General features: G+C 48.0%; 21 protein-coding genes. 5 read left to right on the top strand and 16 right to left on the bottom strand.

Annotation, left to right across the window (positions count from 1 at the left end):
- Positions 1–65 precede the first annotated feature (65 nt).
- Positions 66–338 (top strand): HU family DNA-binding protein, encoded by a 273-nt coding sequence (locus EZJ49_RS10220; protein WP_262551994.1) that lies wholly within the window; start codon positions 66–68, stop codon positions 336–338.
- On the opposite strand, the gene EZJ49_RS10215 is transcribed toward EZJ49_RS10220, so the two are convergent.
- A complete protein-coding gene (locus EZJ49_RS10215) occupies positions 335–742 on the bottom strand; it encodes a DUF4339 domain-containing protein (protein WP_262551993.1) in 408 nt (135 codons plus the stop codon). The genes EZJ49_RS10220 and EZJ49_RS10215 overlap by 4 nt on opposite strands.
- On the bottom strand, positions 739–2367 hold the full coding sequence (locus EZJ49_RS10210) for a ChaN family lipoprotein (RefSeq protein WP_262551991.1): 1629 nt from the start codon (positions 2365–2367) through the stop codon (positions 739–741). Before EZJ49_RS10210 ends, EZJ49_RS10215 begins: the two co-directional genes overlap by 4 nt.
- 81 nt (positions 2368–2448) lie before the next feature.
- Between EZJ49_RS10210 and EZJ49_RS10205 the strand changes: the two genes are divergently transcribed.
- A complete protein-coding gene (locus tag EZJ49_RS10205) occupies positions 2449–3654 on the top strand; it encodes a DsbA family protein (protein WP_262551990.1) in 1206 nt (401 codons plus the stop codon).
- Position 3655: 1 nt separating this feature from the next.
- Here EZJ49_RS10205 and EZJ49_RS10200 read toward each other — a convergent pair whose 3' ends face one another.
- Complete coding sequence (locus EZJ49_RS10200; protein WP_262551989.1) at positions 3656–4246, bottom strand: hypothetical protein; 591 nt, start codon at positions 4244–4246, stop codon at positions 3656–3658.
- A gap of 142 nt (positions 4247–4388) precedes the next feature.
- On the opposite strand from EZJ49_RS10200, the gene EZJ49_RS10195 reads away from it, so the two are divergent.
- The gene (locus EZJ49_RS10195; protein ID WP_262551988.1) at positions 4389–5522 is read left to right on the top strand and encodes a hypothetical protein; all 1134 of its coding nucleotides are present in this window, start codon (positions 4389–4391) and stop codon (positions 5520–5522) included.
- Here the strand turns inward: EZJ49_RS10195 and EZJ49_RS10190 are convergent.
- Positions 5519–5845 (bottom strand): STAS domain-containing protein, encoded by a 327-nt coding sequence (locus EZJ49_RS10190; RefSeq protein ID WP_262551986.1) that lies wholly within the window; start codon positions 5843–5845, stop codon positions 5519–5521. The two genes, EZJ49_RS10195 and EZJ49_RS10190, sit on opposite strands and share 4 nt — an antisense overlap.
- Positions 5846–5968: 123 nt before the next feature.
- Here EZJ49_RS10190 and EZJ49_RS10185 point away from each other — a divergent pair, with 123 nt between their 5' ends.
- Positions 5969–8377 carry an LPS-assembly protein LptD gene (locus EZJ49_RS10185; RefSeq protein WP_262551984.1) on the top strand — a complete coding sequence of 803 codons (2409 nt, stop codon included), beginning with the start codon at positions 5969–5971 and terminating at the stop codon, positions 8375–8377.
- On the opposite strand, the gene EZJ49_RS10180 is transcribed toward EZJ49_RS10185, so the two are convergent.
- The 10 genes from EZJ49_RS10180 to ffh all read right to left on the bottom strand — a co-directional run bounded on the left by EZJ49_RS10180 (position 8374) and on the right by ffh (position 14263).
- Positions 8374–8712, bottom strand: a complete 339-nt coding sequence (locus tag EZJ49_RS10180) for a hypothetical protein (RefSeq protein ID WP_262551983.1) — start codon at positions 8710–8712, stop codon at positions 8374–8376. The genes EZJ49_RS10185 and EZJ49_RS10180 overlap by 4 nt on opposite strands.
- A 32-nt stretch (positions 8713–8744) precedes the next feature.
- The gene (locus tag EZJ49_RS10175) at positions 8745–9212 is read right to left on the bottom strand and encodes a YraN family protein (protein WP_262551982.1); all 468 of its coding nucleotides are present in this window, start codon (positions 9210–9212) and stop codon (positions 8745–8747) included.
- Positions 9094–9714, bottom strand: coding sequence for a ribonuclease HII (locus EZJ49_RS10170; RefSeq protein ID WP_262551981.1), 621 nt, complete (start codon positions 9712–9714; stop codon positions 9094–9096). The genes EZJ49_RS10175 and EZJ49_RS10170 overlap by 119 nt, the downstream gene beginning before the upstream one ends.
- A gap of 162 nt (positions 9715–9876) precedes the next feature.
- Positions 9877–10248: a 50S ribosomal protein L19 gene (gene rplS / locus EZJ49_RS10165; protein WP_262551980.1), complete on the bottom strand. Its 372-nt coding sequence runs from the start codon at positions 10246–10248 to the stop codon at positions 9877–9879.
- A gap of 48 nt (positions 10249–10296) precedes the next feature.
- Complete coding sequence (locus tag EZJ49_RS10160; protein WP_262551979.1) at positions 10297–10881, bottom strand: RNA methyltransferase; 585 nt, start codon at positions 10879–10881, stop codon at positions 10297–10299.
- Positions 10874–11701, bottom strand: coding sequence for a tRNA (guanosine(37)-N1)-methyltransferase TrmD (gene trmD, locus EZJ49_RS10155; RefSeq protein WP_262551978.1), 828 nt, complete (start codon positions 11699–11701; stop codon positions 10874–10876). Before trmD ends, EZJ49_RS10160 begins: the two co-directional genes overlap by 8 nt.
- Positions 11694–12212 (bottom strand): ribosome maturation factor RimM, encoded by a 519-nt coding sequence (gene rimM, locus EZJ49_RS10150; protein WP_262551977.1) that lies wholly within the window; start codon positions 12210–12212, stop codon positions 11694–11696. The genes trmD and rimM overlap by 8 nt, the downstream gene beginning before the upstream one ends.
- Before the next feature lie 100 nt (positions 12213–12312).
- The gene (locus EZJ49_RS10145; protein ID WP_038446499.1) at positions 12313–12552 is read right to left on the bottom strand and encodes a KH domain-containing protein; all 240 of its coding nucleotides are present in this window, start codon (positions 12550–12552) and stop codon (positions 12313–12315) included.
- Positions 12553–12614: 62 nt separating this feature from the next.
- Complete coding sequence (gene rpsP / locus EZJ49_RS10140; RefSeq protein ID WP_262551976.1) at positions 12615–12863, bottom strand: 30S ribosomal protein S16; 249 nt, start codon at positions 12861–12863, stop codon at positions 12615–12617.
- 68 nt (positions 12864–12931) lie between these two features.
- Positions 12932–14263 carry a signal recognition particle protein gene (ffh, locus tag EZJ49_RS10135; RefSeq protein ID WP_262551975.1) on the bottom strand — a complete coding sequence of 444 codons (1332 nt, stop codon included), beginning with the start codon at positions 14261–14263 and terminating at the stop codon, positions 12932–12934.
- A gap of 145 nt (positions 14264–14408) precedes the next feature.
- On the opposite strand from ffh, the gene EZJ49_RS10130 reads away from it, so the two are divergent.
- Positions 14409–14681, top strand: a complete 273-nt coding sequence (locus EZJ49_RS10130; RefSeq protein WP_262551974.1) for a hypothetical protein — start codon at positions 14409–14411, stop codon at positions 14679–14681.
- A 118-nt stretch (positions 14682–14799) separates the two neighbouring features.
- On the opposite strand, the gene EZJ49_RS10125 is transcribed toward EZJ49_RS10130, so the two are convergent.
- Together EZJ49_RS10125 and EZJ49_RS10120 are read right to left on the bottom strand one after the other, a co-directional pair.
- Positions 14800–15573 carry an ABC transporter permease gene (locus EZJ49_RS10125; RefSeq protein WP_262551973.1) on the bottom strand — a complete coding sequence of 258 codons (774 nt, stop codon included), beginning with the start codon at positions 15571–15573 and terminating at the stop codon, positions 14800–14802.
- Positions 15570–16487 (bottom strand): ABC transporter ATP-binding protein, encoded by a 918-nt coding sequence (locus tag EZJ49_RS10120; RefSeq protein WP_262551972.1) that lies wholly within the window; start codon positions 16485–16487, stop codon positions 15570–15572. Before EZJ49_RS10120 ends, EZJ49_RS10125 begins: the two co-directional genes overlap by 4 nt.
- Between the last annotated feature and the right edge of the window lie 68 nt (positions 16488–16555).

Raw genomic sequence — 16555 nt, 5'->3', positions numbered from 1 at the left:
TTTTCTTGACCATTTTTTCGGTGAATCTTAGGTTTTATTTTCTTCGAGACAAGGATTGAAACGCAATGAATAAAGCTCAATTGGTGGAACTGGTCGCAGAAAAAACAAAGACAACCAAAACTCAATCCGAACTAATTCTCGATGCCACACTGGAAGCCATTCAAGAGGCCCTGAAAGACGGTGAAGAGGTCAAGCTTGTCGGATTTGGCACCTTCACCCGCACCTCCCGCAAAGCCCGTCAGGGGCGCAACCCCAAAACCGGTGAAACAGTCAAAATCCCCAGCGCCTATATTCCCAAGTTCAAACCTGGCAAGGATCTCAAAGACGCCCTTAACTAAATAAACTCAGGACGATCCTGAATTTTACACCAGCCACTCAAGCCCGATTTCCAAACATAGTTTTGCAGGGAAATTCGTTGCTCTGTCACAGATGTTTGAATTTCCCGCACAGAGTATGGACCTTCCTGCACCAAAGTTTTTCCATCTTCAGAAGACACCAACAAAACCCATTCTTTTTCATCCGGGGCCACTTCCACGCCGGGAATAAACTTTTGTGCCGCTGGGAACAGCGTCATTTCAAAAACTCCCCATTCGTAAGCGGGCTTCCACTCCCCGGTCGCCTCGCAGGAAATCAGATCATGCGGCCCCACTTCGCCTTTATAAATGCGCAGACGCATTTCCTCCTGTGACAGAGGTCCCTGGGGTTTTAAATCCTTGTTGTAATACCAAGAGGCTTTTTTCATAACTTTTCCCTTTTACTCAAAAACGGCGCTGGCAAAGATTCAATCACTTCCAACACCTCGTAGTAAACCACATCGAAATGAGGACTTCCCACAGGTTTTTTCAGGAAACTGGCCAGCGTTGCAGGACGCACCAGCTTTTTCCGATAACCGCCGAACAGCCTTTCCCCCATCATTCCACCCAATAAGGTGGCCGCCATCACATAGCTCCATTTTTTCTTAGGCCTGGCTTGCAAGCGATGCCCCAGAACCCCGGTGATCACCATCAATTCGTGCATTTTCTGCGCTAAAGCCAGTTGCAAGGCCTCTTTTCCAATATCTGAGGGGCCGCGCACAGCCAGGCTGGCTTTAATATCCGCCACCGTGTCTGTTTTGCGCTTATGATTGATCATCTTGGAACCAAAGTAAGCCACCGCCTCTTGCCAGATCAAACGCAGGAAATCCGCCGGAACATCCATATAAATCTGCTTTTCCCCGCTAATCTGTGCATGCACAAAGTACATGGCCAAAGAAGCCGCGTGATTCACCGTTCCCCGGGCCAAATAGGCCGCCCCGATTTCCGGCAAATAGAAAGAACTTTCATCCGCAATCAACATTTCAATCCAGCGCAGTTTTTTGGGATCGTAATGATCTCGCACCTGACTCCAGAACGAACTGTCCTGAGCGGTGTACACAGACAGCCCCGCCGTTGAAACTGTCACACCCAACTCATCCGCAATGATCTTTACATAACGACCTACATGATCCGTGTAATCCAGAAGATCTTCGTCATCGTCGTCATCATCATCCAGCCCCAGATCATAAGTCTGTTCCAGATACATCAGATAATTCTGCCACTTCACCCACGGGGGAACACTCATCAGACAGAAGACATTTCGGGAAAGACGCACCAGATCCGCAGAGGATTCCAGTTCCTTATTCAATAACTGAAAATAGATTTTTTCCGCATTCTGAAAAATTCGCAGGATTTTTTTTGCAAAGGCCGGCCCCAGTATCCGCGTCACTTCCGCCGGGATATGCTCCCCAGCCAGATGCAGATCGCCATAAATCACAACCACCAGCGCGTCCGGATAAGTTTTCACCAGATCCGCAATCTTTTTCCCGGCGAAAACATCACGGGATTTTAAGGTGGCTGCATTGCGTTTTTTATAACTGCGATTGATTCCCTGAACAGGCACCTTGTGCTTCTGCGCCCACCGCAACAAGGGACGATAGTGATCCCATGGGAACCCCCACTTCGTCTGCCATTGCGTGGCCTTAAGGAAGTCTTTTTCTGACATCTTCCCGGACAAATAGCGGTCGATCTTATCCTGATCGGCCGCCTCAAAAAACTCCACCGCCAGAATCACTTTGCGGTCTGTCGGCATATTGCGCAGGATTCGTGCCTGCGCCTTCTGGGATTGATGAAGGGCGTGAAAATCCCCGATCATCACAACCTGGGATGCAGCCATTTGTTGCCACAAGGCTTCTTTGCTGGAAACTGTCCATTTTTTGGAAAATTCTTTTTCGTAAACCTTATGATAACGCATCAACTCTGGAGTATCCTGCCCCAGGCGATGGCGAACCTGCTTTTCCATTTGCAGGTAAAGGTCTTTTCTTATGCGAATCCATTTTTGTAGGTCGTTCAAGCTGTCTTCCTTGATAGCACTGCAACGATTTTTGCATAATTTCCATTGATTTCAAACACGAATCTAAGATTCAATGAAGGCATGAAAAACACAGCCAGCAAAAACACATCCCTGCTTCTTGCAATGATCGTCACCCTAATCGGTGTCGGTGTACACATCTATCTAAGCCTTCATTACTATGACGTGAAGTTCGGCCTTTCTGATGGTCAGTCCTTCTGTAATATCAATGAAGTTATGAATTGTGATGCAGTCAGTGCCAGCAAGTTTTCATCGCTCCTTGGGGTTCCGATCGCTCTTTGGGGCGTGATGACAAATCTGGTGCTCTTCTACTTCCTGGCGGTGACTCGCTTTAACATGGTCGAAGATCAGGAACGCACCTCCCGTTACGCCCTTTTGCTTTCTGGCGTGACTGTGGTGGCTTCCGTGGTGATGGGCACTATTTCCGTCACAGCGATGAGCAACCTTTGCTTGTTCTGTATCACAGCCTATGTTCTTTCCATTATCGGCTTTATCTTCACATGGCTGGGCGCCAGCGATGTTTCTGCTAAAAATATCAGCAACGATATCAAGGATATTTTCTCTTCAGAAAAATGGGTTCTGGGCTTCCTTTTGGCGATTCCGGCTTTCGCTTTTCTGGCAAATATTATGTACCTTGAAAGCCATGGGCTTTCTGATATCGAAAAAATCGCCAAAGAACGCGTGGCTTACTGGCAGGTGGCTCCGCAACAGAACTTCGACCTGACAACCGGCCTCAGCATGCAAAAAGGCACGGGCGAGCCAGTTATGACAATTGTGGAGTTTGCAGACTTCCGCTGTTCTCACTGTAAACATGCCGCTCCGGTTCTGCACAACTTTGTGAAGAACCATCCGGACGTGCGCCTGATTTACAAGCCCTTCCCACTGGATGGCACGTGCAACGAAGCCATCAAAGGTGGCGGCGATGGCATTTCCTGCGGTCTTGCCGTGGCGGCCCTGTGCTCTGAAAAACTGGCGCAAAAAGGCTGGGAAGCGCACGATCATATCTTTGAAAATCAGGATGAAATCATCCGCACAATGAATCTGGATAAAAACCTGGAATCCATCGCGACCGTAACTGGGATCAAATTGGATGATTTAAAAGCCTGCGTGAAAGGCACGGAAGTTCCAGAGATCGTCAGAAAAAACGCCAAAGAAGGAGAAGTGGCACAGATTCAAGGAACCCCGGCCATCTTCATCAATGGCAAAGTGCTTAACGGCGCCCAATCCATCCCAGTGCTGGAAGCTGCCTATAAGTCCCTTAAAAAATAATCTAGAAGCCGATCATTTCGGCCAGAAAATTTGCTAACTTTCCAAATCCGTCATCGAAGACCAGGACACTGGTCTTCGCCAGACCATTTACGATGTCCATCCAGAATGCAAGGATGATCACAGCAAGACTGGCAAACCACGCAGCCTTCACCACATAGATCGTGGAACGAACATCCTGCACGCGCAGATCGCTTTGAATTTTCTCAACAACCTTAAGGACATACTGCAATTCACGGAAGTGTTCTTTAAACTTTTCCCGTAGTTCCTGCTGTTTTGCACGAGTCAAAGAATTGATTCCAGGAAAGCTTCTTTTGGCTTTAATAGCATAAATCAAATCAATGGAATGATTAATAAAACGAGTGATCTTGGACTTGAAGTTCGGATACTCAGAAGGCTTTTCCAAAAAGTCCTTCAGCTCATCAATGGCCTTGTCATAGCGTTCATCCAAAACCCAGGTCAGGATGTTATAGCGCAAAGAATCCGGACGACCAAGATCCGCTTTATCAACGCTCATCTCAAAGAAGGCACCTTCCTCCTTCTTCTTTACTTGATCGACTGCAGCTGTGGAATCTTTGAGCGCTGGTACTGACATATCCTTTCTTTTCGGCAGTTTAGGCTCGATATTAAGCTCTTTTGTTATTACCTTGGTCCAGTCTTGGTGGGTTGATTTGACTAAAGTCGAATCATTCTGAGAAAATGGACCAAGGGCGACCTAGACTTCATGGAGGAGGGCTATGGAAACCGATTCTTTCCAGACCGCGAAATTGGGACATTTAGACTTTGACTCAACCCGGGATCAAAAATCCGTGGGTCAAATTCCTTTGCCTGACGAAATGCCTCGTCAGAATGACTTCAGCCATCTTCCCAAAGAGATTCTGAAGTCTTCCACTGTTGAAAATCTGATCTCTCAGAACGAAGACCTGATGGCTCGTCTAAAAGTGACGTTGCGCCGTCTTTCTTTACTGGAAACAGAAAATCAGCGCTTCAGCGAAGAGGCCAACAAAGCCCGCTTGTCGCAATCCTCTGTTACAGATCAAATTCTGGTATGGAAGGAAAAAGACAATATCTGGCGCCAAAAGGTTGACCAGCTGGAACGCGAAAAGGAAATCCAAGGCGAAAAGGTTCGCGCCCTGACCGACAAGGTCCGCAATATGACAACCGAACTGGCCCGTCATGCGAAATACCATGAGCGCATCAAAACCCAGGTGAAGCCTTATATTTCTCAGTTGAAGGAATACTCCCGCACTCAGGATCTGCGCCTGCAGGGCCTTGAAGGCGACTACGCCCACAAAGAGGCTTTGTTGCGCGACCTTCGCCACCAGATCATCGAAGTGACCAAAAATTCCCGTTACCAAGTCGAAGCCTCCGAGAAAAAAGCTCAGGAAATGGTTCAGTTCTACGAAGAACAAATTGAACGCATGAATAAAGAGCTGGCAATGCTGCACCATACTCAAGAGGAACTTGAAGTTAAATCCATAAAACTTCACTCCGCTTTGGAGCGTCAGGATACTTTGGAAAACGAAGTTGTGACACTTCGCCGCAGCAAAGAGGAAATCAAAGATCGTCTGGAAAAAGAAATTGAACGCCAGCAAGAGCGCATCAGCGAACTGTCCCGCCAGAATCAAAAACTGGGCGTCGAACATGCCGACTTGCAAATCCGCGTGGTCGAGGATCAGGAAAAGATTCAGAAGCTTGAAAAAGACAACTATCAAGCTCAGGAACAATTGGAAAGCCTGCGCTACATGTGGACTGCCAAGAACGAGGAAAACGAAAAGCTCAAGGTTGCTGCGGCCGCCTTGGAGCGCCTGAACCTTGAGCTAAGTCAGAAACTAAATGAATTGCGCAAACAGGACGGGCCCACCGCTTAAAAGCTTTGCAGGGCCCCTTCGATACTTTCATGAACTTCTAAATTAGAACATTCAGAAAAAGAGAAAAGGCGTTGGAAATCCGGGGTCAAACCCGCGATTTTCACGCTCATTTGCTTATCCACATTCAAATCATTCAAGACACTAAAGAATGACTGAATCCCGGAAGAACCCACAAAGTGCAGGTTTTTCATGCAAAACACGACTTTTCTATCAGAAAAGTTTTGCAGGCAGGCTTTCTTAAAGGATTGTGTTTTTTCAATCTCAATACGACCACTCAAAGACACAACAGTGATATCACCGTCGAGCAGGAGTTTGACTTCCATGTGTAAACCTCTTGGATTAAGTTATGTGCCTTATCTTAACGGCCGAAATTCATGACATTTTGAGTCCAAAAAGAGGCCAGTTTCACCTCGACAAAGGCCCTAATCCATCCCTAGAATACTTTGGTGCTTCAACGCTGGATCGTCTTTGTTTCATTCTTAGTTCTGTCAGTCCTGACAGAGTCTCCTCTGTGGGCTGCTGAGCCTACAGCGAAGATCCATGGCATTATGATCAATGCCGACCACATGTTCCGCGATAACGAAAAAGAACTGGTGGAGCTGGAAGGCAACATCCAACTGGTCTATCAGGGCCAGCACATCAAAGCCGATAAGGCCATCGTATCCCTGCGATCTCGTCAAGTGGAGCTTTACGGCAACGTGGAAATCATGGACGCCAAAAACACCATCGCCGGTGACCAGATCTTTTTGGATTATGAAAACAACACCGGCCTGATCTATAACGGCTATGTCCAGTCCGGCCCGATCAGCTTTTCGGGCGAACTGCTGCAAAAAACCGGAGAATCTGAATTTATCGTCAGCTCCGCAGATTACACCGCCTGCACCAACTGCCCTGCGACCTGGAGTTTTTCAGGCTCCACCATCCGCGCAGAACTGGGCGGCTATGCTTACATCAAGAATGCAGTTCTGCGCTTAGGGCATGTTCCCTTCTTCTGGCTTCCCTATCTGATCGTTCCTTTAAAAAGCGATCGCCAATCCGGTCTTCTGACTCCGGGCTTTGAGCTTTCCGACAAAGGGGGGATCGCAATTTCCCAGCCGTATTTCTGGGCGATTTCCCGCAGCACGGATGCAACGATTGAACTGAAGGATTACACCAAAAGGGGCCTTAAGGGCCTGGTGGAGTATCGCTATCTGCTAAGTGAAAATTCCAGCGGAACATTGAACTTCGGAACGATCTTCGACAAGGCTTTCGCGGAAGACGACCGCCTGAATTTGTACCGCCTGCCTGAAGACAAAAACGATCCGTTAGAACGCTGGTTTCTGCGCTACGAACACTACTATGAAATGCCTGACGGAATCATTCATCGTGGTCAGCTGAATCTGGCCAGTGACCTGCAATATCCGAAAGACTTCCCAAACGAAACGATGAACCACGGCGACTCGGCCATGGAAAATCGCATGTCGTTCACCAAGAACACTCTGGATCAGCACTACAGCGTGGATACATCCTACTATGTCAACATGCTTCAGGGAAATCCCCTGTCCGGCAATGAAGATGCTGTCCACCGCATTCCTGAACTGCGTTTTTCCCAAACACAGGAAAACATCGGCGACACTAACTTCATTTACTCTGTGAATGTCTCTTATGTGAACTTCACCCGCTCTGGCCAGGCCTATGACGACATGACCGAGCAAATGATCGGCGGCAACAAGCTGCGTTTCCCGAAAAACACCTGCAACGATCCCAAATGGCAGGACAACCCAGGTTGTAAAAGAATTTACGATGGGTCATTCGACCCTGCCGTGGATCAGATCCGCACAGGTCAGCGCTTGGACGTGATGCCAGCATTGTATTACCCAATCAAGTTCGGTGACGGTCTGGATGTTATTCCGATGGTCAGCTACCGTGAAACCCACTACGGATTTAACGTCGATGAAGATCAGTACCTGGCGCGCCGCTATCTGCGCACCGAGCTGGGCGCACGCACAAATTTAAGCCGTATTTATGGTGACACCGTGAATTCCAAAGCCACACGCTATAAGCACGAGATCATTCCCGAAGTGGTGTATTCCCGCCTGCCGTGGGTTTCTCAGGACGACAGTCCTTTCTTTGGCAGAGGCTCTATTTCCGATGCGCCTTACACGGCCCGTGACAGTATCACGGATCTGGATATTGCCAGCGACTATGGTGTGCAGTTTGACTATTACGACCGGGTTTATGATCGCAACCTTGTGACCTTGGCATTGATTAATAAGATCACAGAAAAACGCTGGATCGGAGACCGCCCGGAATACCGTCAGGTCGGCTACCTGAAGCTGGCGCAGTCTTATGATGGCACTCAGGAAAACAAAGTCGGCGTCAAGGAGCCTTGGTCTGACGTGACCGCCACTTTGGATGTGCGCTTGGATCGCTTCCAAACATATTCCATCTTCAATTATTTCCCTTATCAGAACGTGACCAACGCGTCGTCGCGTGTGCGCTTATTAAATGACATGGGCCAGTTCTTCCAAGTGCAGTTGACCCGTCAGTATAAGATCACGCCAGGACAGGCTGTGAACACCAGCGATCGTCAGGAAGATTATACATTCTCTGCCGGCTTCACTTCGCGGTTCATCAATCTGATGGGGAAGTTTGTGTATGACGCCAACTGGGCGGAATCCACCACACAGGACAAAGTCAAATCCTGGGCCTATATTGCGCAGTTCAAACCACCCGGCGACTGCATGATGATCACTTTTATCCACGATCAGGTCACAGGTGGTGACACGAACTTTAAGCTGAACTTTGAGTTCACGTTCGATGGAAATCCAAAACCGGCGTTACCGCCAGAAGCTTTGGATTCTTACGGATTCTAAAAATCAAAAAGAGTTTTGGTGATTCGAACACCTTCGACCTGACCTTTTTCAAAGGTCGGAATGATCGCGAAGTCCGGCTGCTGATAAGTCGCAGGCGGCCTGTTCATCGCATAAAGACCGTAGCCCATTCCCGCGTAAAGTCCCAAGGAAGCCCCGCGGGCCACATTGTTCCAACTTTCGCTGGGCTTGTCTTCAAAGGCCAGACTGACAACACCAAGAGCTGCTCCACCCACAACACCCCATCCACAGGTCGCCAGAAAATTTCGCAAAGACTGTGCATGGGCACTTTGAGCTTGAATAGTTAGCAGAAAAAGAAGGGTCAGGATTTTCTTCATAAATCATTGTCCCCCGAATACGGCAGCTTCAGTCAACCACTGATGTCCTCAAACACCGTGATCTCCCCTTCTTTTGTGACAAAGGCCCAGTGGACTTCCACCAACATATCCCAACGGGATGCCAGAAACTGCATCGCCCGCAGAAGTCGCGCCTTTTGTTTTTGCGAAACCCGGAATGGCTGAAACTCCATAAGGTTTGCAGTCTTCACTTCGACCATCAAAAGATGCCCTTGCGGAGCGCGCAGCAAAAGATCCACCTCGGCAAAAGGCGTTTTGACCCTTTGCCCAACCAGCCGATATTGCTTTTTCAGATAGTGATTCAGAACATGATTTTCAGAATGCAGACCCCGCTCGTGCGCCCAGTACAGGGCGGTTTCCGATTTAGCGGACGTATTCCTTGACGCCCGCGAAAGAGCGGCGGTGCACGATGCACGGTCCGTGCGTGACGATGCTTTGTTTGTGGACGGGCGTGGAGTAGCCCTTGTGAACTTCGAAGCCATAGTGCGGATACTGTGCCCCCAGATCTTTCATCAAACGATCACGAGTCACTTTCGCCACAATGGACGCCGCAGAAATCGGCGCCACACGTAAATCACCTTTAACAACAGTGGTCTGATCAAAGCCACGCAGATCCGGAATTTTCTTGTTTCCATCAACCAGCACATGGCCTTTTTTTACACCCAGTTGTTCAACGGCTCTTTTCATCGCCAGCAATGAGGCATTCAGAATATTCAACTCGTCGATTTCCTCCACCGTTGCGAAGCCGATGCCCACATGGTGTTCCTGCAAAATCAACTCGGCCATTTCATCGCGACGCTTTTCGGATATAAGTTTGGAATCAGTAACCTGATCACTTAAGGCGTCTGATTTAAAAATCACTGCGGCAGCATAAACCGGCCCCGCCAAACAACCGCGTCCCACCTCGTCCACACCAATCACAGGATTAGGGGAAAATGTGCGCCAGTCGATTTTGGGGAATTCAATTTTTTCTTTTTTAGCCAAGCAGTGCCTCGATGTAAGGCCACGATCATATAGAGGAAGACCCAAAAAGGTCACTGAGTACTTCGTTAGACAAGCTTTTTCCGCGCTGCTTCGTCAGAAAGCAAAAAACCCGGAGTCGCTAAACTCCAGGTTCTTGTTTTTAAAGCTTTAGAAGCGTTAAAACTATTCTGCTTTGGAAGTAACCAATTCAGATTCGATTTTCGCAGCTTTACCTTTAAGGTCACGAAGGTAGTAAAGTCTTGAACGACGTACTTTACCCATGTTCACGATCTCAACTTTATCAATAGCTGGAGATGCGAATGGGAAAGTTCTTTCAACGCCTACACCAGCAGACATCTTACGAACTGTGAAAGATTTTGAAGTACCAGAACCTTGAATCTTAGTTACGATACCTTTGTAAAGCTGAACACGCTCTTTCTCACCCTCTTTTACTTTAACGAATACGTTAACAGTATCACCAGAGTTGAAGGACTGGATGTTTTTGTTAGCAGCTTTAGCACTAACGCGACGAACGAGGTTTGTTTCTTTAGCCATTGCTTAATCCTTATAGCAGTCAATTTTCACAAAAAGTAAAACAAGGGTCTACCATGGACCCATGACACGGTCAAGACAGATACTTACGGCAGATCTTACTGAAAGATGCCGATAATCTTTGGGGGGAGCACCCCTAATACTCTCCAGAACCCCTGAACAGGATCTGATGAGATCTTCCGTCAAACCGAAGCCTGTACCAAATAGCATAAAAACTGGCTTTTGGGCCACATGCATTTCATTGCGCAGCTCAGCAAAACTGTATTTATGCTTCGCCCACTCTGTACGGGCTGTGGTTGCGATTGTTAGTGCCTCGGGCACATTCCAGTCAGCCATCGCCTGTTCGACGCTCTCAACGGCCATTACGTTGCCCAGAGCGGTCTTTCTCATGGGGTTGAACTTCGCCCCTTGTCCGGTGCGCCAGTGGTCCAAAACACGGTCCACGAACATGAGCTGCTCTTTCATGGGATGGATGATGTAATATTTTTCCACCCCATAGACCGTCGCCGCACGGGCAATGTCATGGATATCGAAATTAGTCACATTGGTGGCCACAGTTTTTTGCAGACGATCACGAACCGGATAGTGAACCAGACCAATCGCCAAACGTGGCACGTAGGGTGTTTCTTCAGCCATTGAAGTCTTCCTCATTCAACCCTTCAAGACCCAAAACTTTACGGTCCTGAAAAGACATTTGCTGCCAGAACTTCAGAAGTTCCTTTAAAGGCTCGGCAGTCTTTTTCTTTTTCTGCGCATGATATTCTTCACGCTTCACTTTAAGATATTCTTTAAATAAATCCGGACGCTTTTTCAACGTCACCAGGGCCGACACTTTTTCTTTCCACTCGGCGATCAGCTTGTGATTCCCACTGAGCAACACCTCTGGCACTTCCTGATCCAGATACTGTCGCGGTCTGGTGAAGTTGGGATGCTCAAGCAGTCCTTGAGAAAAACTATCCTGATCCGCAGAATCCGCATGCCCCAGGACACCGGGAATAAATCTGGAAAGCGCATCAATCACCACCAACGCCCCCAGCTCCCCGCCGGAAAGCACATAGTCCCCGATAGAGATTTCTTCATCGACATAGGTGTTGATGATTCGCTGATCAATGCCGCCATAACGGCCGCAGATCAAAACCAGATGTTCAGCTTCGGATAATTTCCGCGCCTTTTCGTCAGTCAGCACGGAACCTTGCGGGGACAGATAGATAACTTTGGAGGTATTATGTTTCACCTTTTTCAGAGTCTTTTCTAGAGTCTCTGAAAGCATAATCATGCCGTCGCCTCCCCCGAAAGGACGGTCATCGACGGTCTTATGCTTGTCGGTCGCAAATTCGCGCGGAGTGTGCGCCTGAACAGACAGCAGATCACCCTTTAAAGCCTGACCCAAAACGCCGTGAGAAACAGCGTTTTCAATCATCTCAGGGAAAAGAGTGACCACATCTATCTTAAGCATTTTCCAGATCGAGCAGACCTTCAGGAAGATCCATCACCACAGCCTGGTGTTTGAAATCAATTTTTTTGATGAACTGATCCACAAATGGGATTTCGGCCTGTTTACCCGTGACAGTTTCAACCACCAAAAGATCCTGCACACCGTTGGAAGAAAAACCAACGATCTCGCCCAAAACAGTCTGCTCTGGATTCTTCAGTTTGAAGTTTTTGATTTCTTCCAAGTAAATCGTTTCGCCCGGCTTGGACACCAGAAGCTCGTCGTCGATGTAGAACTCCATGTGCTCCAGACCTTCAGCCATTGTGCGATCCGTAACCTCGCTGGCTTTAACAATCAGACCTTTTTTGAATGGCTTGGTACGCTCAACCGTGAAAGGACGGATCTCATCAGAGTCCTTGGCTTTCAAACCGAAAGTTTTCATGCGCTTTGCCCAAGCGATCTCACCAGAAAAAACAAGAACGTAAAGGTCCCCTTTAAGTCCGTGAGCTTCGCGAATTTTTCCTACTAACTTCATTTTCGTCTCCAGCAAGTCCACGCTTGCCTCAAATAAGAAAGGGGTTACCTTATTGGCAACCCCTTCCATGAGAATTATCTCTAAATTTTATCGAGCTAACTTATTCAACGATATCCAAATGATAACGTTTGTTCAGCTTTGTACCAGCTGCGCGGATGATAGTTCTCATTGCCGCAGCAGTTTTACCTTGCTTACCAATCACTTTACCAAGGTCTTCTTTATCAACCTTCAAAGCAAGAAGTGTGGTTTGCTGCCCAGGGATTTCATCAACTTCGACATTCTCAGGCTTGTCCACCAGGGATTTTGCCATGAACTCAACGAGGTCTTTCAAGCTATCCATATTTACCCCCACAGATAGTACCTATCCGATAGTTTAACAAAACCGAATAGGAAGCCAACAACTTATTTAGCTTGAGCCAATTTGATCACGTGTTTTACGCGATCTGTAGGTTGAGCACCTTTTTTGATCCACTCTTCAACTTTAGCCAGATCAAGTTCAACCTTTTTGTCGTTACCTTTTGGAGATGGAATGTAAGTTCCAAGGATATCAAGGAATTTACCAGTCACATAACGACGAGAATCCGCTACAGTTACGCGGTATTTAGGATCATGCTTAGCGCCCATACGAGCCAAACGAATTACAACTGCCATTTCTAAACCTCATGTATCAAAAACAGTAAGTCCAAGTTTGTACTTGGTTCATGGTTAAATATCAAGCCCTAAAATGGAAACTTCATTCCGCCTCGACCCATACCCATTTTCATCAGCCCGCCCATCATCTTTTTAGCGTCCTCAAACTGCTTTATCAGCTTGTTCACGTCTTGAACCTGAGTCCCGCTCCCTTGAGCGATCCTCATGCGACGCGACGCATTTAAAATCTTATGGTTGTGCCGTTCCTGGTACGTCATCGAGCGAATGATCGCTTCAATTTTCTTCATTTCTGCATCCGGAGGGGTCATGTTCTTAAGCTGTTTGCTCAACTCCCCCATGCCCGGTAAAAATTTCAAAATACTTTCAAAGCCGCCCATCTTTTTGAGCTGCTGAATCTGAGTCAGGAAGTCTTCCAGCGTGAACTCGTTTTTCATCAGCTTTTTCGCCGAATCCCGAGCCGCTTTTTCATCAATCACTTCCTGCGCTTTCTCGACCAAAGAAAGCACATCCCCCATATCTAAAATACGTCCTGCCAGACGATCCGGATGGAAGACTTCCAAGGCAGAGACTTTTTCCCCCACACCCAGGAACTTAATAGGAATCCCCGTCACCTCACGGATCGACAGAGCCGCACCACCGCGCGCATCCCCGTCCACCTTGGTCAGAACCAGGCCGGTTAGATTCAAGCGCTTGTGGAAGCCTTCAGCTACGTTTACGGACTGCTGCCCTAACATCGCGTCGGCCACCAGCAAGATTTCCTGGGGCGTCCAGATTTCTTTCAGGCGTCCCAGTTCGCCCATCAGGTCTTCATCAATCTGCAATCGACCTGCGGTATCGACGATGACCACTTCGACCATGTTGTCGCGGGCCCACTGCTTGGCTTTTTCCAGAATCTCTTCCGGTTTCATGCCCACTTGGGTTGGGAACGTTGGAATGTTGTTTTGCTTACCCAAAGTCTGCAACTGATCAATCGCCGCCGGACGATAGATGTCCGCCGGAACCAGACCCGGCTTTTTGTTCAATTTCTGGCGGATATACAAAGACAATTTCGCAGCCGACGTGGTTTTACCCGCCCCCTGCAAACCCACCAAAAAGATCACGCTTGGGTTTTCGCGCACGTTGATTTCAACCGCGCCCCCACCCAGAACATTCACCAATTCATCATGAACGATTTTAACAAACATCTGGCCCGGATTGACGTTCGTCAGAACATCCTGCCCCAGAGCTTTTTCTTTTACTTTGTCGATGAAGATTTTTACGACCTTGAAGTTCACGTCCGCTTCAAGAAGGCTCAGACGGATTTCCTTGATCACTTCCTCAATATTGGCCTCGCTGATCTTGTGCTGACCGCGGACCTTCTTAAGGCTTGTCATGATTTTATCTGATAAATTCTCAAACATGTGAAACTCCTGAAGGATCTTTCTTTACCCCATCCCCACCGGAATGACAAAGAGGCAGGGACTGAGAATAATATACTCCGGCAGCGCGTCAAGGCATTCTTTATGGATAGTTTCCCGGTATGAGGACTCACAAAGGGGTACTTTTATGAAAAAATTTGTACTTGTTTCTGTACTAGGGGCTGCGACTGTTGCATCTGCGCAGACAGGACTAAGAACGTCTCATTCCACCACAATGGAAGGCCTGAGAGATGCTCGTAAACAAATGGAAGTCCAAACTGAAAATACAATTCTGGAAAAAATCGAAGCTCAACGCCTTGAGGACGAAAGAAGACGCTACAAGGAATTTGAATCTTTGAATTTCAGCGTGGTGAACGACGGAACGCAAACTTCCGCCTCCCCTACTCCTGCGTCATTCTAATTCCCGCCATCACACACAATCCGGTGGTCCCGCGCCGCCGGCATCCGACCACCCCATTAATGGAACGACCCAACCACTTCCACTGCGCTTTTTGATTCTTACGAAATGCCTTCATAAATCACCAACGCTGGAAAGAACCTTTTTTCAGACTGAACTTCGCCACGGCAAAAAAGACAACAAAACCAATCGTCGAGATGACTGCTGCCGTCCAGACATTGACGTCACTGACACCTAAAATGCCATAACGAAGGCCGTTGATCAGATACAACAAAGGATTCGCCTTGGAAACAGCCTGCCAGAATGGATGCAGGTGTTCGATCGACAAGAACACCCCTCCCAGATAGGTCAGCGGCAGCAGAATAAATGCGGAAAACGCTGACAACTGATCGAATGTCGTGGCCCAGAACGCAATGCTAATGCCGATCATTCCGAAGATCAGGCCCGCCATCACCACAAAGAACAACGTCGTCAAAGGATGCGCCACCATCAACCACTCGCCCTGTCGGTAGTACATGAAAAGCGCGCCAACAGAATAAGTGATCAACGCCACAATCGTTCCACGCACCAAAGAGGCCAGACTCATCGCCCAGATGATTTCCTGATCCGTCACCGGCGCCACACGCAGATCTTCCAGATCACCGGAAAACTTGGACGAAACCACCGATGAAGAGGCATTTTGGAAGGCGTTATTAATAAGGCCCATCATCATCAAGCCCGGGATTAAAAAGCTGAGATAACTAACCCCCTGATGCACCTGCATCTGTTCACCCAAAGAAACCCCGAAGATCAACAGATACAAAAACGAGGATATAAACGGCGTGATCACCGTTTGCACGATAACTTTTAGAAAACGCGCGATTTCGCGCTGAAAAATCGTAATGAATCCGGTCATAGCGGCACCTGAACGTCTTTTCTGCTGACAAGCTTTAAGAAGGCCTCTTCCAAGTCACCTTCCTCAATGTGAATATCCTGAATCAACGCTGTCGGGATCGTCACTTCACTAAGGAACTCCCCCAAGGTTTTATTCTGAGGAACAACGAACAGATATTCTTTTCCGATGACTTCACGCAGGTATTCAGATTGCAACAGATGTTTTTCAGTCAAAACAACGCGGATTTTTTTATGCGTGTACTGACGAATGATCGCCTTGGTTTCCCCCAGTTCGACCAGACTGCCCAGATTGATAATTCCCACGCGGTCACAAAGCTGCTGGGCTTCTTCCAGATAGTGTGTTGTCAGAAGAATCGACATCCCGTCATTACGAAGCTCTTCAACAAAACGCCACAGGTCTTCACGCAGACGAATATCCACGCCTGCCGTCGGCTCGTCCAATAGCAAAAGTTTTGGATTGTGAACCAGAGCCTTGGCGATCATCAGACGACGCTTCATCCCGCCGGAAAGTTGTTTTACTTTCTTATGGCGATGTTCAAACAGCGACAATTTTTCCAGAAGGAAGTGAATGCGCTCTTTGTTATTGCGAAGCCCATAGTAGCCAGAATGGAAAGTCAGGATTTCTTCCACATCAAAAAAGCCTGAAGTGATGACTTCCTGATGAACCACACCGATCTGACGTTTGGTAAAAAGCGGATCTTTTTGAACGTCCACCCCGAACACCTGAACAGATCCCGAAGTCGGTTTTTCCAGCGTGGTGATTGTTGAAATGATCGTGGTCTTACCTGCACCGTTCGGCCCCAGAAGACCAAAGATCTCGCCCGGCTTGACGGTGAAAGTAACCCCCTTCACCGCATCGACCGTGCCGCCTTTGTAGGCTTTGCGCAGGTTGGAAATTTCTAATGGTAAATTCATAGTTGCTACTCCAGCTTCCGCGACTACCGTCGCTACAGCACTGTGGCTGCCGCCCGGCTACCGTCACT

The sequence above is a fragment of the Bdellovibrio bacteriovorus genome (assembly GCF_025558485.1).
Lineage (GTDB): Bacteria > Bdellovibrionota > Bdellovibrionia > Bdellovibrionales > Bdellovibrionaceae > Bdellovibrio > Bdellovibrio bacteriovorus_G.
The sequence above is the reverse complement of the archived record's forward strand: the minus strand, read 5'-3'. Positions and strand labels throughout refer to the sequence as shown.